20 protein-coding genes are annotated in these 21,123 nt (G+C 69.4%); 7 read left to right on the forward strand and 13 right to left on the reverse strand.

Going from position 1 to position 21,123, the window contains the following annotated elements; all coding sequences use genetic code 11:
- Positions 1–43 precede the first annotated feature (43 nt).
- On the forward strand, positions 44–1,597 hold the full coding sequence (locus tag ACLJOK_RS25450) for a polysaccharide lyase family 1 protein (RefSeq protein WP_410821102.1): 1,554 nt from the start codon (positions 44–46) through the stop codon (positions 1,595–1,597).
- A gap of 55 nt (positions 1,598–1,652) precedes the next feature.
- Here ACLJOK_RS25450 and ACLJOK_RS25455 read toward each other — a convergent pair whose 3' ends face one another.
- From ACLJOK_RS25455 to ACLJOK_RS25475, 5 genes are all read right to left on the reverse strand, one after another.
- On the reverse strand, positions 1,653–2,963 hold the full coding sequence (locus tag ACLJOK_RS25455) for a radical SAM protein (RefSeq protein ID WP_410821103.1): 1,311 nt from the start codon (positions 2,961–2,963) through the stop codon (positions 1,653–1,655).
- Between the two features lie 61 nt (positions 2,964–3,024).
- Positions 3,025–3,429, reverse strand: a complete 405-nt coding sequence (gene sodN / locus ACLJOK_RS25460; protein ID WP_410821104.1) for a superoxide dismutase, Ni — start codon at positions 3,427–3,429, stop codon at positions 3,025–3,027.
- Between the two features lie 115 nt (positions 3,430–3,544).
- The gene (locus ACLJOK_RS25465) at positions 3,545–4,342 is read right to left on the reverse strand and encodes an inositol monophosphatase family protein (protein ID WP_410821105.1); all 798 of its coding nucleotides are present in this window, start codon (positions 4,340–4,342) and stop codon (positions 3,545–3,547) included.
- Between the two features lie 123 nt (positions 4,343–4,465).
- The gene (locus tag ACLJOK_RS25470) at positions 4,466–5,791 is read right to left on the reverse strand and encodes a hypothetical protein (protein WP_410821106.1); all 1,326 of its coding nucleotides are present in this window, start codon (positions 5,789–5,791) and stop codon (positions 4,466–4,468) included.
- A gap of 248 nt (positions 5,792–6,039) precedes the next feature.
- Entirely contained in the window at positions 6,040–6,486 is a 447-nt protein-coding gene (locus tag ACLJOK_RS25475; protein ID WP_410821107.1) for an iron chaperone, read from the reverse strand.
- 234 nt (positions 6,487–6,720) lie between these two features.
- On the opposite strand from ACLJOK_RS25475, the gene ACLJOK_RS25480 reads away from it, so the two are divergent.
- Complete coding sequence (locus tag ACLJOK_RS25480) at positions 6,721–7,440, forward strand: tetratricopeptide repeat protein (RefSeq protein ID WP_410821108.1); 720 nt, start codon at positions 6,721–6,723, stop codon at positions 7,438–7,440.
- Here the strand turns inward: ACLJOK_RS25480 and ACLJOK_RS25485 are convergent.
- From ACLJOK_RS25485 to ACLJOK_RS25495, 3 genes are read right to left on the reverse strand one after another with little or no spacing between them, the layout of a single operon-like run.
- Positions 7,437–8,144, reverse strand: coding sequence for an NADPH-dependent F420 reductase (locus ACLJOK_RS25485; RefSeq protein ID WP_410821109.1), 708 nt, complete (start codon positions 8,142–8,144; stop codon positions 7,437–7,439). The two genes, ACLJOK_RS25480 and ACLJOK_RS25485, sit on opposite strands and share 4 nt — an antisense overlap.
- Before the next feature lie 27 nt (positions 8,145–8,171).
- Positions 8,172–9,200: an LLM class flavin-dependent oxidoreductase gene (locus ACLJOK_RS25490; protein ID WP_410821110.1), complete on the reverse strand. Its 1,029-nt coding sequence runs from the start codon at positions 9,198–9,200 to the stop codon at positions 8,172–8,174.
- A complete protein-coding gene (locus ACLJOK_RS25495) occupies positions 9,193–10,242 on the reverse strand; it encodes an LLM class flavin-dependent oxidoreductase (RefSeq protein ID WP_410821111.1) in 1,050 nt (349 codons plus the stop codon). The genes ACLJOK_RS25490 and ACLJOK_RS25495 overlap by 8 nt, the downstream gene beginning before the upstream one ends.
- A gap of 109 nt (positions 10,243–10,351) precedes the next feature.
- Between ACLJOK_RS25495 and ACLJOK_RS25500 the strand changes: the two genes are divergently transcribed.
- The 3 genes from ACLJOK_RS25500 to ACLJOK_RS25510 all read left to right on the forward strand — a co-directional run bounded on the left by ACLJOK_RS25500 (position 10,352) and on the right by ACLJOK_RS25510 (position 13,506).
- Entirely contained in the window at positions 10,352–10,843 is a 492-nt protein-coding gene (locus tag ACLJOK_RS25500; protein WP_410821112.1) for a MarR family winged helix-turn-helix transcriptional regulator, read from the forward strand.
- A 197-nt stretch (positions 10,844–11,040) separates the two neighbouring features.
- Positions 11,041–12,930: an ABC transporter ATP-binding protein gene (locus tag ACLJOK_RS25505; protein WP_410821591.1), complete on the forward strand. Its 1,890-nt coding sequence runs from the start codon at positions 11,041–11,043 to the stop codon at positions 12,928–12,930.
- Positions 12,931–13,074: 144 nt separating this feature from the next.
- Positions 13,075–13,506, forward strand: coding sequence for a hypothetical protein (locus ACLJOK_RS25510; protein WP_410821113.1), 432 nt, complete (start codon positions 13,075–13,077; stop codon positions 13,504–13,506).
- Here the strand turns inward: ACLJOK_RS25510 and ACLJOK_RS25515 are convergent.
- Complete coding sequence (locus ACLJOK_RS25515; protein WP_410821114.1) at positions 13,485–13,985, reverse strand: nitroreductase/quinone reductase family protein; 501 nt, start codon at positions 13,983–13,985, stop codon at positions 13,485–13,487. The genes ACLJOK_RS25510 and ACLJOK_RS25515 overlap by 22 nt on opposite strands.
- A gap of 183 nt (positions 13,986–14,168) precedes the next feature.
- Complete coding sequence (locus ACLJOK_RS25520) at positions 14,169–14,924, reverse strand: hypothetical protein (protein WP_410821115.1); 756 nt, start codon at positions 14,922–14,924, stop codon at positions 14,169–14,171.
- A gap of 346 nt (positions 14,925–15,270) precedes the next feature.
- On the opposite strand from ACLJOK_RS25520, the gene argS reads away from it, so the two are divergent.
- The gene (gene argS, locus ACLJOK_RS25525; protein WP_410821116.1) at positions 15,271–16,989 is read left to right on the forward strand and encodes an arginine--tRNA ligase; all 1,719 of its coding nucleotides are present in this window, start codon (positions 15,271–15,273) and stop codon (positions 16,987–16,989) included.
- A 21-nt stretch (positions 16,990–17,010) separates the two neighbouring features.
- On the opposite strand, the gene ACLJOK_RS25530 is transcribed toward argS, so the two are convergent.
- The 3 genes from ACLJOK_RS25530 to ACLJOK_RS25540 all read right to left on the reverse strand — a co-directional run bounded on the left by ACLJOK_RS25530 (position 17,011) and on the right by ACLJOK_RS25540 (position 20,016).
- The gene (locus tag ACLJOK_RS25530) at positions 17,011–17,352 is read right to left on the reverse strand and encodes an ArsR/SmtB family transcription factor (protein ID WP_112585316.1); all 342 of its coding nucleotides are present in this window, start codon (positions 17,350–17,352) and stop codon (positions 17,011–17,013) included.
- A 199-nt stretch (positions 17,353–17,551) separates the two neighbouring features.
- Positions 17,552–18,745, reverse strand: a complete 1,194-nt coding sequence (locus tag ACLJOK_RS25535) for an endo-1,4-beta-xylanase (protein WP_410821117.1) — start codon at positions 18,743–18,745, stop codon at positions 17,552–17,554.
- Positions 18,746–19,272: 527 nt separating this feature from the next.
- Positions 19,273–20,016: a PIG-L family deacetylase gene (locus ACLJOK_RS25540; RefSeq protein WP_410821118.1), complete on the reverse strand. Its 744-nt coding sequence runs from the start codon at positions 20,014–20,016 to the stop codon at positions 19,273–19,275.
- A 189-nt stretch (positions 20,017–20,205) separates the two neighbouring features.
- Here ACLJOK_RS25540 and ACLJOK_RS25545 point away from each other — a divergent pair, with 189 nt between their 5' ends.
- Positions 20,206–21,111, forward strand: a complete 906-nt coding sequence (locus ACLJOK_RS25545) for an alpha/beta fold hydrolase (RefSeq protein ID WP_410821119.1) — start codon at positions 20,206–20,208, stop codon at positions 21,109–21,111.
- Positions 21,112–21,123 lie beyond the last annotated feature (12 nt).

A 21,123-nucleotide genomic window follows, 5' to 3' on the forward strand; every position in this document is an offset into this window, starting at 1 on the left:
CGAGGCAAAGCCTGGAACGAGACGAATGCGAAGGTGAAACGACATGAGACGACCAGTCGTGCTGCGACATCACGCGGTGCTGGCCACGGCGGCGGTGGTGATAGCGGCCGGGGTGGCCCTGCCGACCCCGCAGGCATCGGCGGCGGTCGGCAACGCCACCGGCTACGCCACCCAGAACGGCGGGACCACCGGCGGTGCGGGCGGGCAGACGGTCCGGGCCAGCACGGGCACGGCGATCCACGCGGCACTGTGCGGTCGGGCCAGCAGCAGCACCCCGATCACGATCGAGGTCACCGGGACCATCAACCACGGCAACACCAGCAAGGTTTCCGGGTCGAGCTGCAACACCGCCGCCGGCGTGATCGAGCTCAAGCAGATCAGCAACGTCACCATCATCGGGGTCGGCAGCGGCGCCGTCTTCGACCAGCTCGGCATCCACATCCGCGACTCCAGCAACATCATCATCCAGAACGTGACAGTGCGGAACGTGAAGAAGTCGGGCTCGCCCACCTCCAACGGTGGGGACGCCATCGGCATGGAGAGCACGGTCCGCAACGTCTGGGTCGATCACGTAACCCTGGAGGCCTCGGGCGGGGAGTCCGAGGGTTACGACGGCCTCTTCGACATGAAGGACAACACCCAGTACGTGACGCTGTCCTACAGCATCCTGCGCAACTCCGGTCGCGGCGGTCTCGTCGGGTCCAGCGAGAGCGACCTGTCGAACGGCTTCATCACGTACCACCACAACCTCTACGAGAACATCGACTCTCGCACGCCGCTGCTGCGCGGCGGTGTCGCGCACATCTACAACAACCACTACGTGAGCCTGCACGAGTCCGGTATCAACTCTCGCGCCGGAGCCAGGGCCAAGGTAGAGAACAACTATTTCCGCGACTCCAAGGACGTCCTGGGCACCTTCTACACCAACGAGCGCGGCTACTGGCAGGTCGCCGGCAACGTCTTCGACAACGTGACCTGGTCCAGCGCCGGCAGCGAGAACTACCCCGCCGGCCCCAACCCGACCTCCAACACCACTGTCAGCATCCCGTACCCGTACAGCCTCGACGGGGCGAGCTGTGTGCCGGACATCGTCCGTCAGACGGTCGGCGCCAACACCGGCCTGAAGGTGTCCAACGGCAGTTGCTCGCCGCAGACCCCGCCGCCCACCACCCCGCCGCCGACCACGCCTCCGCCCACGACGCCCCCGCCCACCACTCCGCCGCCCACCAGCGGGACCAACCTCAGCCTGGGTGCCGGCGCCGACGGCTCCAGCAAGGCGAGTGGGACCAGCTACGGCAACGTGCGCGACGGCGACCTGAGCACCTACTGGTCGCCGGCCGGGTCGACCGGCACGATCTCGATCAAGTGGGGCTCGGCGACCCAGGTGTCCAGAGTGGTGATCCGCGAGCCGTCCGGCACCCAGGGATCCATCGGGTCCTGGCAGCTGATCAACAACGACAACGGAGCCGTCCTGGCCGCTGGCAGCGGGGCCGGTTCGATCACCTTCTCGGCGGCCGCGATGAGCAAGATCAACTTCAAGATCAACAGCTCCAGCGGTACGCCGCGAGTGGGCGAGTTCGAGACGTACGCCAGCTAGCAGCGAGCGCGGGCGGGAGCGGCCGGGCCCGGCCACTCCCGCCTCCGCGCGCCTGTCACGAATCCGTGGACGGCAGGGTGTCCATGAAGGAGCTGACCGAGAAGACCGCTCGCCCCGGCCCGGCGGGGCCGTACCCGGGCGGGCTGGACAGGCCGTGGGCGTCCATTGTCGCTCGGTATGCCTCCAGCAGGCGGACGTGGTATTCGAGCGGCGCGCCCTGCGGGTTCGTCCGGCCCAGCGGTGTGGTGGGCTCCGGGCACCAGGTGGTGAACCGGGGCGTGATCCCCCGGGACATGAAGTAGTCAAGCCCCTCGGTGGTGGAGGCGATCGCCTCGTCGACGTTCGTGAAGCCGTGCGGGGCGGCCATCTCGACGCCCGCCACGAAGTTCGGGATCACATTGCGCGGGCCGAACACCTCGGCGGAGTCGAGGATGCGCCGGTGCCACTCCTCCCGACCGACGTACCGCTCCTTGCCCGGGCAGTACAACTCGAACAGCCGCTTGTCCCACACCTCGTAGTTGGGGTGGTAGATGCGGATGCCGTAGTCGTGGAACCGCTGCACATCGGCGCGGGGCAGCGCCTGGGCCACGACCTTGCCGATCCACCGTCCCGGAAACCGCTCCTCGATCGCCTGCGCGTACTGGCCGTAGAAGTCGGCCTCGGCCAGCCCGTTGACCTGCGAGGTGATGCTGCCACCGGTCAGCGTGTACGCCTGCGACGCGCGGTCGACGTCGTGCCGGTTGATGATCTCCAGCGCCTCGAGGACCTCGTCGACGGGCTTGACCCCGGTGTAGGGCCGGCCGGCCTGCTTGTGCTGCCGCCAGTTGTGGTTGATGTCGCAGTACTGGCACTCCTCCTTGGCGCCGAAGTACTGGCAGACCCGGAACGCGGTGAGGTAGATGAGGTAGCCCCACTGGATCGTCGGGGCTACCTCCATCACCTGCTTGCCGTTGGCGAGCGTGTGGCGGTAATACGCCGGCATGGGGGGCAGCCCGACATCGGCGATCGGCCGTCCGTCCAGGAACAGGCGCAGTCGACCGTCGCTGTCGGTGCCGACACGGTACGGCGAGCTGGGGTTGGTGCGAACCGACACGACGGTACGGCGCAGCTCGTACGGACCCCCGGTGAGCACGATCTCCTCCGGTGGCCGGCGCAGCGCGGCCGTCCCCAGTTCCGGCAGTGTCCGGTGATCGAAGGAGAAGATGAAGTACGACTTCGGCTTCACGTCGCCGTGCTCGTTGTCGGTCAGTGCCGCGTCGTCGAAGGCGAGCCCGCCCCGCAGCAGGTCCTCCTTGAGGACCGCCTCCCGCGGCACGTGTGGAAAACGGCCCATCAACTCTTCGACGAGGTCGGTGCGCGACGTCATGCGGTTCCTCCCGAACTCGGTACGCCGAACCGGGTGGCCGGTGCCACCCGGTGCCGGCTGATCAGCTCTGCTTGGTCTCCCAGAAGATCTTCGAGATCTCCTCGATCTTGCCGAGGAGCTGCTCGGCGACCGCCGGGTCCGCGGCGCCCTTCGCGCCGCCGGCACCCGCCAGCTTCGTCGCCTCGTTGAAGAGGCTGTGCAGCTGGGGGTACTTCTCGAAGTGCGGCTGCTTGAAGTAGTCGGTCCACAACACCCAGAGGTGGTGCTTCACCAGCTCGGCCCGCTGCTCCTTGATGAGCAGCGAGCGGGTGCGAAACTCCGGGTCGTCGCTGGCCTGGTACTTCTCGGAGATCGCCTTGATCGACTCAGCCTCGATGCGGGCCTGCGCCGGGTCGTACACGCCGCAGGGGAGGTCGCAGTGCGCGCTCGCGACGGTACGCGGGCGGATAAGGCGGGACAGGAACATCGGAATCCCTTCGACGGTGGGCGTTCGGCTGACGTACGTCCGGGCGCGGCGGCCCTGACGTGATCATCTAGGGACGCTAGAACCTCAACCGCACTTCATGTCAATGTCGAGTCGATCACGAGCCTTGTCTCCGGATGAGCGTCAGCAGGGCGGCGTGCGTCCGCTCGTCCGCTGCCGCGACGAGACCGTCCCCGCCGGCGTGCAGTGGCTGGCCGTCGAGCCCGGTGACCACGCAGCCGGCCGCCTGGCAGAGCGCGATTCCGGCCGCGAAATGGACGCTGTTCCGCAGGTCGTGGCGGTCCGTCACATAGGCGGCGCGGCGACCGGCGGCGACCCAGGCCACGGCGAGGCTGGTGGAGACCACCCGGGGCCGGAACTGTTCGAGGAAGCCATCGTCCGCGAGCATGCGGGCGGCCAGGAAGACGTCCCGGTTGGGGAAGGGCGGGTCGAGGTTGAGGTCGACCAGCGTCGAGTCGGCCGACGGGACGAGACGCTCGTCAGTGCCCGCGCCCCGGAGGTACGCGGCGGTGCCGTCGGTCCAGAAAACCTCGTCGGCGAACGGGTCCACCGAGGCCGCCACTGTGACGTCCGACCCGGTGCGCAGGGCGACGTTGACCGAGGCCAGCGTGGTCCGCGCGGCAAAGTTCAACGTGCCGCACAACGGGTCGACCAGCCAGGTGCGTCCGTTGTCGCCAGTACCCGTGCGTCCGCTCTCCTCGGCCACCACGGCGTCGTCCGGACGCGCCTCACCCAGGACGTCCAGGATGGCCTGCTCGGCCTCGACATCGGCGGCGGTGGCGAAGTCACCGGCGGTCTTCATGACGCGCGTCAGTGTTGAGCCGTACCGGGAGCGCACAACTGCGGCTCCAGCTTCCGCCGCCTCGATGGCCAGCGCATGGTCTGTGATTGACATGCCCGAACCATAGGAGCTGTGGGCAACGTCGTTGACCGCCCCGCCCCGCCCCGCCCCGGGCCGTGGGCGCAGGGGCGGCCACCGCCCGCCCGGCTGACCGGGCGGACGGCGGTCACGACCGCATCAGCAGGTGCAGTCCGGCGGCACGATGTAGAAGTAGACGCTCGTGCTGCTCGCCTGGTACGTGGCGTTGCCGCTCCAGGTGAACTCGTACTGGAACTGCGGGTAGGTGCTGGCGTCCATGGTCGGTGGCGAGTCGCGGTAGGAGAAGGTGCCGTCCTCGGCGGTGGTGACCCTCGGCAGGTCGACCGACGAGCCGTCTGGGCCGATCCGCCGCACGGTCAGGCGTAGCTTCGTGCCGATCGACTCCGCGTTGCCGGCGGTGACCCTGCCCTCGATGACCGCCTGCTGGCCGTTCAGGAGGGTGCGGTCGGGCGACGTGGCCTCGATGCCGGACGGCCGCTTCTGCACGGTGCCGGTGATGGTGCCGGTGGTCCTGCGGTGGGTGGAGTTGCCGTCCCACGTCACGGTGTAGGCCACCTGACCGGTCCTGCTCACTGTGTCGTCGAAGCCGAAGTCGCAGGAGGCGTCGGTGGTGACGTTCGGCAGTCGCTGCGCCGCGCCGCCGTTGATCCGCCGGCTCACCTGGACCACTGTCGGGCCCGCGCAGGCTCCGTCGTCGTAGGTCACGGCGCCGGTGACCCGGAACGCCAACCCGAGGTAGGCCGGGTCCACCACCTGCCCGGTGATGTGCGAATCCGGCGACGACACGGTGATCTCGTGACTGGCGGACGATGCCGCGTACACCGCGTCGCCGTGCCAGCTGACCGTGTAGACGTGCCGGCCGCCCTGGGTGGGCGTGTCGAGGACGGTGAAGGCCCCCCGGCTGTCGGTGGTGACGTTGGACAGTTGCTGGAAAGCACCGTCGAGGCGGTTGTTCCAGATCATCCGGCTCACCACCAGTTCCTGTGGCTGCGCGGGGGCCTTGCCGTCGAGGCCCAGCGTGCCGGCGAGCGACAGCTGTCTGCCGTCCCTGCCGTCCGTCGGTCCGGCAAGGGTGAGCGTCGCGGCGCGAGCGGCGACCGGGACGGTCACCGAGGCGGTGCTGAACTGGTAGTTCTCGGTCGGAAACCAGTAGGCGTCGTAGCGGAGGTGGCCGCTCAGCGGAGGAGTGTCGGTGATGGTGAAGGTGCCGTCGACAGCGGTGTTGGTGTGGAGCGTGGTCCAGGTCTCGTCCGGCACGACGCGGTTGACCGTTATCTGCTGCACCCCCGGATCGGCGCCGTCCTCGAGGGTGAGCCGGCCGGTGATGGTGATCGGGTCGAGGGCGGTCGCGGAGGCGGGTGCGGTCAGGGAGATGGCCGACGTGGGCAGCGTCGGGTCATCGACCGCCCCGGCCACCCCACCGGCGGCGGCCGGCCCGGCGATGCCGACCGCGACCATTGTCACTGCGACGGTCGCACGTGCAACCCGGCGCGGCAGTGCGGCGCGGACCCGTGCGGAAACTGATCGGTACGACATGATCCCCCCGTCTGGAGCGACACCGCGTCGCTCCGAGCGGGATCATGGCCGGCCCCTGCGACAGGAATCCACCCGACTGCGCCGGCTGGTCCGACATCCTCACATGTCGATAAATGCGACACCGTTCTGAGCGCCTTCCGGAGCACTGCGGCGACGGTGCGGCGCAGTGGGGAGGGTCAGGAGATCGCCGTCTGCACCAGCTCGGTGATCTTCTTCTCCACGGCCGGGCTCCACTGCTGCAACGCGTACGCCACCGGCCAGAGATCCCCGTCGTCGAGGTTGGCCGGGTCCTGGAAGCCCAGTGTCGAGTACCGGTAGTTGAACTTGCCCGAGTCCTGGAAGAAGACGACGATCTTGCCGTCCTCGTTCGCGTAGGCGGGCATCCCGTACCAGGTCTTCGGCATCAGGCCCGGGGCGGCGGCGGTCACCGTCACGTGCACGCGCTCGGCGAGCGCGCGGTCCTCCGGCTCCATCTGCGCGATCCGGTCGAGGACCGCTTGCAGCCCGTCCGCCTTCTTGGCGCCCTTCTTGCCCTCGGCGCGCAGCTCGTCGGCGCGCTCCTTCATCGCGGCCCGCTCCTCGGGGCTGAAGCCGTCGGACACGGTAGTGGTCTTCGCGGACATTCTCGGGCTCCCTCTCGTCGTTCAGGTCGGCGTGCTGCCGTTCACCTGGGGAAAGGCTAGGCCGCTCGGCGCTGTCGGGCTTCTCGATTCCTGATCGGTTCGAAGCCGGACCGCAGGTGGTGGGCCTCGTGGCCATGATTTGCTGGTCAGCGTGATCGGTGGCTAGGTTGTCGACCGAAGCAGAACGATCGGTCTAGGGAGTCCCGTCATGAACATAACCGCCGAGAGAGGGCCATGACCTTCAGTGAGAACGTGCGCTCGGCGTTTCGCCGAGGGGAGACCGACGCCGTGGTGCGGATGAGCGAGGCCGAGATCGAGCGGGCCCAGGCGGCCGGTGACCCGGCGGGCGAGGTGGAGGCCCGGTACAGCCTCGCCCGGGTCGCCATTCGGGGTGGCGACCTGCCGGGCGGGGAGGCGCGGGCCCGGGAGGCTCTCGCTGTGGCGCTGCGTTCCGGCGACCGGGCCCTGGAGGAGCGACCGCGGCACGTGCTGGCCGGCGTGGCGAGGATGTCCGGTGACCTGCTCCGCGCCCGGGACCTGTACCGGGAGAGCATCGCGCTCAACGAGGCGCTCGGCCAACCCAAGACGGTCAACTCCGAATTTCACAACCTCGCGTTCTGCGAGTTGGGGCTGGGCAACCTGGACGTGGCCCGGACACTGTTCGCCGAGAACCGCGAGCGGGTGTTCCACAACGGCTGGGCCGACTTCGTGCCGTACGTCTGCGTCGCGGGCGCCGCGCTCGCGACCGCCGAGGGGGACCACTCCCGCGCGGCCCGGATGATCGGTGTAGCGGACGCCGCGTTCGCGGCGCTCGGCCAGGTGCCGGACCCGGACGACGCGGCGGACCTCGCCAGGATGCGCGCCGCCGCGACCGAGGCGCTCGGCCCGACCGACTTCGACCAGGAGTACGCCGTGGGCCAGCACCTGGAACCGAGGGCGGCCTTCGGCGCCTAGGGTGAGGTCGAGGCTCGGGCGGCGGTGATGATCCGTCCCCGCTCCGAATCTCCGAAGCGGTCGAGCATGGCGCGTACTTCGTCGGCGCTCACGTTGGCGCCGAACAACTCGCTGCCCGGTTCGAGTCGTACCCCCTCGGCCAGCGGGCCGGCGACGACCGGATCGAAGCCGAGCGCGTCCACCAGGGCCGCGACCTCGGTGAGGTCGGCGTTGTCGTCGCCGGCGATCGCGATGGCCTTGCGGCCGGTCACCCCCGCCGGCCGGGCGTCGTCCTCCAGGTCGTGGTAGCCCATGTGGTTGAACGCCTTCACGACACGCGAGCCGGACAGGAACGCCTGGACGGTCTCGCTCGACGAGGTACGCGGGTTGGTGAGGTCGTCGCGGATGCCGTCGATCTCCCACCAGTAGTTCATGGCATCGACGACCAGCTTGCCGCGCAATGCCTCGGCGGGAACGCTGCGGTACTTGCCCAGGGGCAGGGCGAGGATGACGACGTCGGCGTCGGCCGCCGCGTCGACTGCCGTGGTGGCCTCGGCCCCGGGGGCGAGGACCTCGACGGTGAGGGCGATCTTCGCCGGGTCGCCGGAGCCGGCCACCCGTACCCGGTAGCCGGCGGCGACGGCGAGCCGGGCGAGCACCGTGCCCACCTTGCCGGCCCCGAGGATGCCGAGAGTCGCGGGCCGGCTCCGGTCGTTGTCGTTCATGTCGTCCTCTCGCTTGGGAAGTGCTGATCAGGCCAGCAGTTCGCGGACCATGGGGATCACCTTCGAGCCGTACAGTTCGACGGCGCGCATCCGGGCACTGGCCGGTTGCGCGCCGGCCGAGTAGATGAGGTCGAACCGGCCGACGCCGAGGCTGCGGATCGCACGGGCCATCCGGCGGGCCACAGTCTCCGGTGAACCGATGTAGAGGGAGCCGTTCTCCACCTCGGAGTCGAACTCCTGGCGGCGGATTGGGGGCCAGCCCCGCAGTTTGCCGATCCGGTCCCGCATGATCCGGTAGTGCGGCCAGTAAATTTCCTTGGCCTGCTCGTCGGTGTCGGCGATGAAGCCCGGCGAGTGCATGCCGACCGGGTGCGCGGTCGTACCGAGCTGATCGGCGGCCCGGCGGTACAGGTCGATGTAGGGCGCGAAGCGCTCGGGGGCGCCGCCGATGATGGCGAGCATGAGGGGGAGCCCGTACTGGGCGGTGCGGACGACCGACTGCGGCGAGCCACCCACACCGACCCAGGTGTCGAGGTGACCCGATTCGGTCTTCGGGAACACGTCGGCGTTCTCCAGCGGGGCACGCAGGGTGCCGCTCCAGGTGACCGGCTTCTCGTCCAGCAACTTGACGAACAGTTCGATCTTCTCCTCGAACAGCGTGTCGTAGTCGCGCAGGTCGTAACCGAAGAGCGGGAACGACTCGGTGAACGAGCCGCGACCGAGGATGACCTCGGCTCGGCCGTTCGAAAGCGCGTCCACTGTGGCGAAGCGCTGGAACACCCGTACCGGGTCGTCCGAACTCAGCACTGTCACGCCGGAGGCCAACCGGATCCGCGAGGTGCGGGTGGCGATTCCGGCCAGCACCGTCTCCGGTGTGGAGACCGAGTACTCCGGCCGGTGGTGCTCGCCCAGGGCGATGACGTCGACCCCGAGTTGGTCGGCGAGCACTGCTTCCTCGACGACCTGCCGGATCGCCGCCGCGTGGGAGACGAGCTTGCCGTTGTCGTCCTCCGGTACGTCGCCGAACGTGTCCAGGCCGAACAGCAGATCAGACATGGTTAGGCTCCTTAGCCAGCAGCTCCCGGACCCGCGGCGCGACCTCACTGCCCAGCAGTTGGATGGTGCGCGCGCGTGCCTCGCGGGGCAGGTGCATGATGTCGTACTTCAGGTCGAAGCGGCTCAGTCGCAGGTCGCGAGCGACAGTGGCGATCTTCTGCGCCACCGTCTCGGGCGAACCGACGAAGAGCGCCCCGTTGTCGATTTCGGCCTCGTAGCGCGCGCGGTCCGGTTTGTAGAAGCCGCGTTCGGCGGCCAGGGCCGCCACGACCGGCTGCCAGTATCGCCACCACGTCTCCACCGCCTCCTCGTCGGTGTCTGCGACAAGGCCGAGTGAGTGCTGCCCGATTGGCTGCAGGGTATGCCCGAATTGTTCGAGCGCCCTGGTGTAGAGGTCGACGTGGCCGGCGAAGCGCTGCGGACGCCCACCGATGATCGCGAGCATGAGCGGACGTCCGTGCCGGGCGGCGCGGATCACCGAGTTCGGGCTTCCCCCGACGCCGATCCAGGTCGGGATGCCACCGGCCTGCATCCGTGGGTGCAGCCGCTGCGCGGTCAGCGGGGTTCGTACCGTGCCGGACCAGGTGACCGGTTCGTCCTGTTGAAGACGCAGGAAGAGGTCCAGCTTCTCCTCGAACAACCGCTCGTAGTCGGCCAGGTCGTAACCGAACAGCGGGAACGACTCGGTCGCCGATGCACGCCCGAGGACGATCTGGGCGCGGCCGTTGGAGACGGCGTCGAGGGTGGAGAACTCGTGGTAGAGCCGTACCGGGTCGTTGGTGCTGAGCACTGTGACCGAGGTGCCGAGGCGAATTCGCTCGGTCGCCGTCGCGACCGCCGCCAGCAACACGGGTGTCGCCGAGTCGTTGTGGCCCTCGCGGTAGTGCTCACCGACGCTGAACACGTCGATCCCTGCCGACTCGGCGAGCCGTGCCTCGTTCACGAGTAGCCGTACGGTCTCGGCGTCGCTCAGGACCCGGTCGCCGTCGGTGGCCACCTCCCCGAACGAGTTGAGCCCCAGCTCGAAGTCCGCAGCTGCCATCGTCTCCTCCTCGGTGCAATCCGCCGGCGACCCGCGGAAGCGGACCTACCGGTTGACGTGTCAATGATGCTAACTTGGCGATTGACACGTCAATTCCCGGGAGAGTGAGATGACGGAGGCCACACCCGGTCGGCGGGGCGGACGGCAGCTCCCGACCGCCGACGAACTGCGAATCTGGCGGGACTTCATCGAGACGACGGCAGCGCTCGGCTCCCGGCTCGAGTCCCGCCTACAGGGCGACTCGTCGCTCTCGACCGGGGACTACTCAGTGCTCCTCGCCCTCGGCGAGGCGGAGGGTCAGGCGATGCGGTCGTCCGAACTCGCCTCGCACATCGGGTGGGAGCGCAGCCGGCTCTCCCACCATCTCGGGCGGATGGAGCGGCGCGGCCTGATCCGCCGCCAGGAGTCCGCCACGGTTCCCCGCGGGGCGGAGGTGCTGCTCACGACGGCCGGCGCCGAGGCGTTCAGGGGAGCCACCTTTCCCCATCTGCGCGCCATCCGAGAGCTCTTCGTCGACGCCCTCACCCCGGAGCAGATCGTCGCGGCGGGCGAGATCGCCACGGCGTTGCGAGCGCGCCTCGACGTTCTGCGCGCGCAATGATCGCCGCACACTAATAACGGCGAGTGGGCATACGATTGCCGAGAGCTACATCCGGGTGGTCCAATCCTCCAGAAAGCCTGCTCCGCCGCCCGGGAGGTATGTCGATGAGCGAGACCGCCACCGCAGAGGCCCACCGCTTCAATCCCGGCAAGCCTCCCCCCGGGCGCACGGAGTCGGTGCTGCCGGAGCTGCGGGAGATGTGGTGGGAGACGGGGGTGCGGGCGCGCGCGGAGGCCGGCGTCTTCGCCGTCTTCGCGGAGCTGCCCCGGCTCGTTTGGACGGCCCTCGGTATCAGTTGGCGCGCGGACCGGCTCCGTACCGGTGTGGTGGCCGCTGCCACTGTCGGCGCGGGGGTGATGGCGGCCTTCGGCCTGTTGGCCACGCAGCGGGTGTTGGTGGAACTGTTCGCCGGCGGCCCGACAGCCGACAAGGTGCGGGCGGCGCTGCCCGCGCTGGCCGTGCTGGCCGTGCTGGCGGCGACTGTCGCGCTCCGCGCGGGGATGGGCATCGCCACCGGGTACGCGCAGAACGGCTTGACGCCTCGGGTGAGCCGTGAGGTGGAGCGGGGCCTGTTCGAGGTGTCCACAGCGGTCCGGTTGGAGGCGTTCGACGCCGACGCGTTCGCCGATGACATGGAACGCGCCTCCCGAGGCACCGAGTCGACGATCGGCCTGGTGCAGTCGTCGATGAACCTGCTCGCCGGGCTGGCCGGGCTGCTCGCCGTGGCGGCCGCCGTCATCGTCATCCATCCGTTACTGCTGCTGGCGCTGCTGGTCGCCACGGTGCCCAACGCGTGGGCGTCGTTGCGGGCCGGGCATCTGCGCTACCAGACGTACACCGCCGGATCGGTGCGCCGACGTCGACTGTGGCTGCTGCACAAGTTGATGGCCGAACGCGCCTCGGCCCCGGAGTTGCGCTCCTACGGGCTACGCCGGTTCCTGCTCGACCAGTACGACCGGGTGATGCAGGTGGAGACCGACATCCAGCTCGCCCTCGCCCGGCGGGTCACCACGACCACCACTGTCGGCGCCATCGTCGGTGGCCTCGCGACCGGCACCGTCTACGCCCTGCTCGGTTTGCTGCTCCTCGACGGGCAGATCCCGCTCGCCGCAGCGGCGACCTGCGTCATCGCCGTGCAGTCCGCGCAACGGTCCCTGGCCATCGCCACCTTTCAGGTCGACCACGTCTACACCGAGGGGCAGCACTTCGGCGACTACACCGGCTTCATGAACCGCGCCGACGCCTACCTGCCGACCAGCAATGGGCCCGTAGCCGCAGCCGACCCAGATCGGCTGCGGGAGTTGACAGTCAACGAGGTGAGCCTGCGCTACCCCGATCGGGACGACCCCGCCGTCGACGGCGTCACGTTGACGATCACCGCGGGGCAGACTGTCGCATTCGTCGGTGAGAACGGCTCGGGCAAGACGACCCTCGCCGCGATGATCGCCAGCCTCCGCGCCCCCACCGAGGGCAATATCGAGTGGAACGGCCGTCCGTTGCCGGACTGGGACGTCGACGGGCTGCGGGCCCGGATCGCTGTGGTGACGCAGGAATACCACAAGTGGCCGTTCACCGCGGCCACGAACATCGCCATCGGCGACGTCGACAGCGAGGCCCGGCAGGATCGCATCGAGGCCGCAGCCGGCCGCGCGGTCGCCCACGACATGATCAACGAACTTCCGCACGGGTACGAGACGCTGCTCGACCGGACCTTCGCGCGAGGCCAGGACCTCTCCGGTGGGCAGTGGCAGCGCATCACCGCGGCCCGTGGTTTCCTGCGCGACGCCGAACTGCTGATCATGGACGAGCCGTCCTCCGCGCTCGACCCCCGCGCGGAGGACGCCCTGTTCCAGACCATTCGGGACCGGAGAGGTCGTGCCACCACGATCCTCATCACGCACCGGCTCGCCAACGTCCGGCACGCGGACCGGATCTTCGTCCTGCACCACGGTCGGCTGGTCGAGGCCGGCACGCACGCCGACCTCGTCGCCACCGGAGGCCGGTACGCCGAGCTGTTCGCCCTCCAGGCCGCCGGCTACGACGCGAACCTGGCCGAGGGTCACCAGCACAGCCCGACCTCCCATTGAGGACCCGCACTGGCAGCCTCGGCGCGCGAGGTGACCGCTAATACGGCTCTGACCTGCGGTTATGTCGGATCCGAGCAGTGGCGTCTTGGGCCTGAAAGTGGTACCACTGGTATAAGGGACCGGGCGGTGCGGGGTCAGTAGGAGGTGGCGGATGCGTCTTACGAGCACCACGCCCCGGCGGGCGGGTCCACGATGACAAGCCCGGAGAACACCGAGGAAAAGTCGGCGGCCTACGCCCGCGGTATGGACGCGGGCCGGATCGAGCAGCGTCTGCAGGGGCACGACGAGCACCTGCGAAAGATCAATGGCTCAATCGACTCGATGACGCAGGCGCTCGGGTCTCTGACCGAGGAGCTACGCGCCAACGTCAACCTGCTCGGCAGCAACGTGACCGCGGACCGCCGAGATGCCACTGAGCGGGAGAGGATCGCGGCGGTGCGGGTGGAGGAGGCGGGCCTCGCCGAGTCCCAGCGGACGGTCCGGTGGACAGCCTGGCAGCGTTGGTTCGCGGTCGTCGGCGCGATCATCCTGGTCGTGAACTTCGGCCTGGGTCTCTACCTCGCTTTCGGCCGTTGACCTGAGTCGCCATCCGATCGGGGCTCCAGCACCACCACCGCGGTTTCGGAGCGCCGCCGCGCGGCGTGGGCGTCGAAGTTCTTGTCGGCGTCGCGCCAGCGTGGCCACAGTCGCGACCGCTCGTCGTCGGTGGCGACGCGACCGCGGACCGGCCGCCGCCCGTCGACCAGATCGACGGACGCGTCCGGGTGGGCCTGGAGGTTGAGCCACCAGGCGGGAGCGCCCTCGCCCCACCCGTTCATCGCCACGCCGACCAGGTTCGGACCGTCCTCGAAGTACGCGAGGATGACGCTGCGCTGCTGGCCGGTGCGTCGCCCGATCGTGGTCAGCCGCAGCGTGCCCCAACGGTTCGCGCGGGGTCGCCACAGCCCGGATCGGCCGCCGGAAGCCCGGTACAGGCCCCGGTGCACCGACCAGGCCAGCCGGATGAACCACCGCGGCGGAAGCCACGGTGCCTTCGTCTCCTGGGCATCGGACATGACGACCTCCTCCACCGACCAGTGCTGATGGCCCGGCAGGCTGCCGCATGCGGGCAGCAGCCCCCACTGTGGACCGAGATCCCCAAGTCTCCAGGCGCGAGCACAGCTTGCGTCCTGGTGTCCATGATCTGACCCAGGGTCGGACCGATCGGTGGAAGCCCGCGTTGACGGCGGCCGGATGAACTACCGCTGCCAGGCGTCGATGGTGCGTACGCCGTCACGGACGACCCGGTCCAGGATGGCGGGGTTGCCGCTGGTGCCCTCCCACCCCTCGTCGTCGAAGACCGTCACCGCGCTGTCGACGCGGGCCACCGCGATCTGGCTGGACGCGGTGCCGCCGGTGCGTTCGCCGTTCAGGCTCGTCTCGGGCCAGGTCAGGGTCAGCAGCAGAGCCTCGTCGCCGACCCCGGGCAGCGCCTTGCTCTTGACGGTGACGCGGTTTCCGGACTGGTCGTACGAGGGGCACGCCTGCACGGCGGTGCGGAGACGGCCCAGGTAACCCGAGGCGCCGTCGCCGTCGAAGGTGAAGATGGTCTGGTGGATCATCCCCTGCGGCACGTTGCTGGAGGGCTCGCCGGCCTTCTGGTAGGTGACGGTCATCGCGGCGCTCGCGGTGACCTGCCGGCCGCCGGTGCCGAACTCGTTGCCGCACAGCTTCGGCAGGGCCTCCTCGACGGGCGTCGTCCGTCGCGGAGACTTCCGCAGCTCGGCGGGCAACTCGACGAAGGCCGAGGTCGGGATGGTCACCTGGGTGCTCGCGCTCGGGGACGGTGGGTCGGTCGCGGGTGCCGGCGCCGACGCGGTGGCCGACGAGGTGGTCGCCGGGGCCGAGCCGGGCGGATCCTCGGTGGAGCTGCAGGCAGCGGCAAGTGCGACGGTGCCGAGCAGTGCGAGCGCGCGTCGCGTACGGGCCATCGGCAGTGGTGTGTATCGGCTCATAATCACCCCTCGTCTGTCCCGAAGCAGTTCCCTGCCCGGTGTCGACTGAAACGACCACGCGGCGCCTCGGGCAGCGGCCGGACCACGGGAATCTCTGTGTCGTCGCGTCGGCCGGGCCGCTAGGCTGCCACGCATGACCAGCGTGATCGTTCAGTGCACCGGACTGTCGTGTGACGTCCAGGTCGGTACGGGGCGACGCCGGCGATCCGTCGCCCGCCCGCGCTGACCTGTTTCCTGCGACCGGCGGATCGAGCCGCCGGTCGTTCGCTGGTCGTCCTCGGTCCGCCCGTATCTCCCCGTCAACGGCTCGCGTGACGGCGCGGGTCCGAGCGAGATCGGCGTACTCATGGATCTTGAAAAGTTGTTGTCCGACCGGCTGGCGCCGGCGTTCGCGGCGGTGGCCGGCGGCCCGGTCGACCCGCTCGTGCGGCGGTCTCCGCGTGCGGACTTCCAGTCCGACGCGGCGCTGGCGCTGGCCCGGCGGCTCGGCCGCCCGCCGCGCGACATCGCCGCGGAGGTGCTGGCGCATGTGGTGCTCGACGACGTCGGGGTGTCGGCGGAGGTCTCCGGGCCTGGTTTCCTCAACCTGACGGTTGCCGACCGGGCCCTGGCCGACCTGGTGGCCGGGCTGGCCGGCGATGCCCGGCTCGGCGTGCCGTCGACGGCGACGCCGCAGACCGTTGTGGTCGACTACTCGGCGCCCAACGTGGCAAAGGAGATGCACGTCGGGCATCTCCGCTCCACAGTCATCGGCGACGCGGCGGTGCGGCTGCTGGACTGGCTCGGGCACCGGGTGGTGCGGGCCAACCACCTGGGTGACTGGGGGACACCGTTCAGCATGTTGATCGAGCATCTGCTCGACCTGGGTGAGGCCGAGGCCGCGCAGAACCTGTCGATGGTGGACCTGGACACCTTCTACCGGGCGGCTCGGGTGAAGTTCGACGCCGACGAGGCGTTCCAGGAGCGGTCGCGGCTGCGGGTGGTCGCGTTGCAGGGCGGCGACGAGCGGACCCGGCGGTTGTGGCGGCTGCTGGTGACGCAGTCCGAGCGGTACTTCCTGACCGTGTACGACCTGCTCGACGTGACGTTGTCCGGGGCCGACTTTCGGGGTGAGAGCGCCTACAACGACAGGCTGCCGGACGTCGTCGACGACCTGGATCAGCTGGGGATGCTGCTGCCCAGCGGTGGGGCTGAGTGCGTCTTTCCGCCCGGGTTCACCGCTCGGGACGGCGAGCCGTTGCCGCTGATCGTGCGCAAGAGCGACGGCGGGTACGGCTATCCGGCCACCGACCTGGCCGCGCTGCGGCAGCGCGTCGGCGAGTGGGGCGCGACCCGGCTGCTGTACGTCGTGGGCCTACCGCAGCGGCAGCACTTCGCGATGGTGTTCGCCGTCGCCCAGGCGGCCGGTTGGCTCTGCCCGCCGGCCCGGGCCGAGCACCTGGGCTTCGGGTCCATCCTCGGTGCCGACGGACGGATGCTGCGCAGCCGGGCGGGTGAGTCGGTGAAACTCGTCGGGCTGTTGGAGGAGGCGGTCGCCCGCGCCACCGACCTTGCCCTGAGCAGGAACCCGGAACTCGACGCCGACGCCGCCGACGAGATCGGCCGGGCGGTGGGCATCGGTGCCATCAAGTACGCCGACCTGTCCGTTGACCGGACCAAGGACTACGTCCTGGACTGGGAGCGGATGCTGGCGCTGGACGGCAACACAGCGCCCTACCTCCAGTACGCGTACGCCCGGATCCGGTCGGTGCTACGGCGGGCCGGGACCGCCATGCGGCCGGACGCACCCATAGTGGTGGGGCAGCCGGCGGAGCGCGCGCTCGCGGTCGAGCTGCTCGGCTTTGCCGGGGTGGTCGGCGAGCTGGAGCGGAGTCTCGAGTTTCACCAGGTCGCCAGTTACCTGCACCGACTCGCGACCGCGTTCAACGCGTTCTACGAGCGCTGCCCGGTGTTGCGTGCCCCGGACGAGCTGCGGGAGAGCCGGCTGCTGCTGGCCGAGCTGACCGCCCGGACCCTGCGGCAGGGGCTGCAGCTGCTCGGCATCCGCACGCTGGAGCGGATGTGACGAGCCGGCCTCCCGGCCCGGTCAGCGGGCCCTCTTCGTCGCCCGCTTCCTGGGCGGCGTCAACAGGTCGGCGATCTGCGCGATCGCGGCGGGCACCAGGCGGTAGTACGCCCAGACCCCGCGCTTGTCGCGTTCGAGTAGGCCGGCCTCGGTGAGGATCCGAAGGTGATGACTCACAGTCGGCTGGGAGAGATTGAGCGCCGCGGTGAGGTCACTCACTGACGCCTCACCTTCCGGCGCGGACTGGATCAGGCTGAGCAACCGGAGTCGCGCCGGATCGGCGAAGGCCTTCAGCACCCCCGCTAGCCGCTCGGCATCGGCCCGCTTGATGGGATCGCCGGTGAGCGGCGAGATCGCAGGCATGGCAGTTTTCGCAGTTCCCACGCCTGCCATAGTGACACCAACACCATCAATAAACCGGCAGATCCGGCACCAGCCCTCCGATGGCGTCCGGATGGCGCGGCGGAACCACCGAACGTGAGTTGAACGCCGACGTCCGTGGTGGCACAAGGGCCGTGTGGAGCTTCGGAAAGCTCCACACGGCCCTAGGTCGGGGTGGGCGTCAGCGGCGGGGTCTGGGTGCGATGCGGGGCAGGACGTACGGCGGCCCCGCGAAGATCAGGTCGGACTTCAACTCCTGGTACGCCCGCTTGGGCTGGTAGTTCTCGTCGTAGATGGTGGCCAGGCCCTCCGGCGGGTCGTCGAACCAGCCCGGCACCCACGAATGTTTGTCACTGAAACCCCAGACGGTGTACGACAGGCAGCTCCGCACGGCGAGGCACGCCTTCATCAGCACGCTGAAGTTCGCGGCCGACGCCTGCAGCCGGGGGTTGATCTCCTCCGAGTTGCCCGCCTGGACGCCCTCCGTCAGCTGGCTGCGGACGTCGACCTCGGTGAACGCGGTCGCGACGCCGAGCCCGCTGAACTTCTTCAGCGCGGCGGTCACCTGGAGGGTGTCGAAGTTGCCGTACTGGGTGCCCAGGTGGCCCTGGGAGCCGACGCCGTCGATCGGGACACCCTGGGCGCGCAGGCTCTTGGTCATGTCGTACACGAACTGGGTCTTGTCGTCCGCCGGGTTGCCCGAGCCGAACGCCTCAATGTTGTAGTCGTTGTAGAACAGGAGGGCCTTCGGGTCGGCGGCCCGCGCCCAGCGGAACGCGTCAGCGATGTAGCCGGGCCCGAGGTTCTGCGCCCAGAAGCCCTTGTAGTGCAGGGTCGACGGGGTGTCCCACGGGTCGCTGACCGCCTCGTTGACCACGTCCCACTGCCAGATCTTGCCCTTGTAGCGGTTGACGACTGTGGTGATGTGCTTGCGCAGCAGCTCGCGCAACTCCTGCTTGCTGATGGAACCGTCGGCCACGCCGCTGGTCAACCAGGCGGGCAGTTGGTTGTGCCAGACCAGCACGTGACCGCGCACGCTCTGCCGGTTGCGCTTGGCGAACTCGACGAGCTGGTCGGCCGGCCCCCAGTTGTAGGTGCCGCGGGTCGGCTCCAGGCTCTCCCACTTCATCACGTTCTCGGCGGTGACCGAGGCGAACTCGGAGGAGACCAGCTTGCGGTACTGCGGGTCGCTGGCGTCGTTGAGGGCATCCATGTTCACCGCGGTGCCGACGTGCAGGCCGTGGCGCAGGCCGAGGGTGCCGAGGCTCTGCGTCGTCGGGTCGTACGGCCGACTCGCGGTCGCCGGCACCGTGTTCAGCGTGGCGATGGTCGCGACGGCGACGAGGCCGACGGTCGACCACTGTCTTAACTTCATGTGCCTGCCTGCCCTTCCAGACGATCAATAGATAGACGTCGATCTAGGAGGTGAGGGTCCGGTGTTGGCCGGGTGGAGACGCGAGCTGGTGGGGTGACGCCGGTAGTTCCGGCCGGAAACCGGAAACCCGCTCGAAACGTTAAGCCGATCTATGTCTGGCCGTCAACGCTGAAAACTTCCGGAAATTCATCACATGACCTGCGGGGTGCTGCGCCGCTGGAGGCCGAAACTTTCGACCACCGGGCAGGGCGGCGGGCAGGACATGGTGGCGGGCCGGTAAGGGCGGCGGGGCCGGGCGGGCGAGGTTGCGTTGACACATCGCAGCCTTGCCCTGCCGGCCAGGCGCACCGGGGCCGACCAGTGCTCTCACGCGACGCCTTGCGGCACAGTCGCTCACGCGCTCGGCGCCCGGCAGCGCTGCGGCGACTGACCCGGATAGGTCAGCGCAGACCGGCGAAGAGGTCGTCCTCGGGGGTCGGCGCGCCAGTCCGGTCCCGGACCCGCACGAAGGTCTCCACGCCCATCAGCTAGGTGAACCGCTCCTGGCCCAGTTGCAGGAAGAAGATGTTCTCGGTCTGACTGGCGTGAGTGGCCAGCGCGTCGAACTTCTGCGCGCCGTACTTGCTCGTGTCGACCCAGGTGGTGATTTCGTCGTCGGGCAGGCCGAGTTGCGGCCCCGGTTCGGACGCCGCGTCCGGCTCGGCCCACTCGACGCCGAGCTCCTTCATGATCCGGCCGAACTCCGCGAACGCCGTACGCGGCACAGTGGTCCAGTAGACCTTCGCCGGGACGTCCGTCTGCTCGACCGCGGCCATGGTGATCCGATGAGCCTGGATGTGGTCCGGGTGGCCGTAGAAACCGTTCTCGTCGTACGTGACGATCACGTCCGGCCGGTACTGCCGAATCAGCTCCGCGAGCCGGGCCGCCGCCTCCGCCACCGGTGTCGTCCAGAACGCGCCGGGCAGGTCGTTGGTCGGCCAGCCCATCATCCCGGAGTCGGCGTAACCGAGGGTCTCCAGGTGAGTGACGTTCAGCGTGGCGCAGCTGGCCTCCAGCTCGGCCTGGCGCATCGCCACCACGGCGGCCGGGTCGTGCCCCTCCTCACCCGGCTTGACCCCACCCGGGCCGTCCCCACATCGCCCGTCGGTGCAGGTCACGAGCACGGTGGTGACCCCCTCGGCGGCATAACGGGCAAGGACGCCGCCGGTGCTCGTCGCCTCGTCGTCGGGGTGGGCGTGCACCGCCATCAGGGTCAGAGGTCGCTCAGCCATGCCATCACCCTACGGTCATCCGGCTACGACCCCACGACCTCCACCGGGAACGTCCGCGGGAGCGGGCATTCTACTCAGTTCGGCATCCGTCGAGCGGTCCTTGTGTGAACGGTGCTCAGACTCCGGGCAGGTCGTTAGATTCGGGCGTGATCAGCACATCCGAGCAGGTCCGAACGCGGGGAGAAGTCGATGGCAAGGGCCGCTGGCGGGTTCACTGACCTGCGACAGGTCGAGGCCGGAGTGCTGAACGTCGGCTACGTGGACGCCGGCCCGCCTGACGGGGACGCGGTGATCCTCCTGCACGGGTGGCCGTACGACATCCACAGCTTCGCCGACGTCGTGCCGCTGCTGACCGCCGCCGGTCAGCGGGTCGTCGTCCCGTACCTGCGGGGCTACGGCACGACCCGGTTCCTCTCCGACGACACGATGCGAAACGGCGAACCGGCGGCCATGGGGCTCGACCTCATCGCCCTGATGGACGCCCTGAAGATCGACACCGCGAAGCTCGCCGGATTCGACTGGGGCGCGCGGACCGCCGACGTCGTCGCCGCGCTGTGGCCCGAACGCTGTCGGGGGCTGGTCTCGGTCAGCGGTTACCTGATCGACGGGCAGAAGTCGGGCACCGTGCCGTTGCCGCCGAAGGCGGAGTTCGCGTGGTGGTACCAGTACTACTTCGCCACCGAGCGCGGCCGGAAAGGGTACGACAAGAACCGGCGCGACTTCGCCAAGCTGATCTGGCACACCGCGTCGCCCAAATGGACGTTCGACGACGCGACGTTCGACCGCAGCGCGGCGGCGTTCGACAACCCCGACCACGTCGACATCGTCATCCACAACTACCGCTGGCGGCTGGCCCTCGCCGACGGCGAGCCGCAGTACGAGGAGATCGAGGAGCGCCTGGCCGCCAAGCCGAAGATCACGGTGCCCAGCATCTCCCTGGAGGGGGATGCCAACGGTGCGCCGCACCTGGAGCCCACCGTTTACGGCAAGCAGTTCGCCGGCCCGTACGAGCACCGGACCGTCGGGGGCGGCGTCGGGCACAACCTGCCGCAGGAGGCGCCGCAGGCATTCGCGGACGCGGTGCTGGAGGTCTGAGCCGCTGGCCTC

The organism is Micromonospora sp. 050-3 (assembly GCF_046549335.1).
GTDB classification, from domain to species: domain Bacteria; phylum Actinomycetota; class Actinomycetes; order Mycobacteriales; family Micromonosporaceae; genus Micromonospora; species Micromonospora trifolii.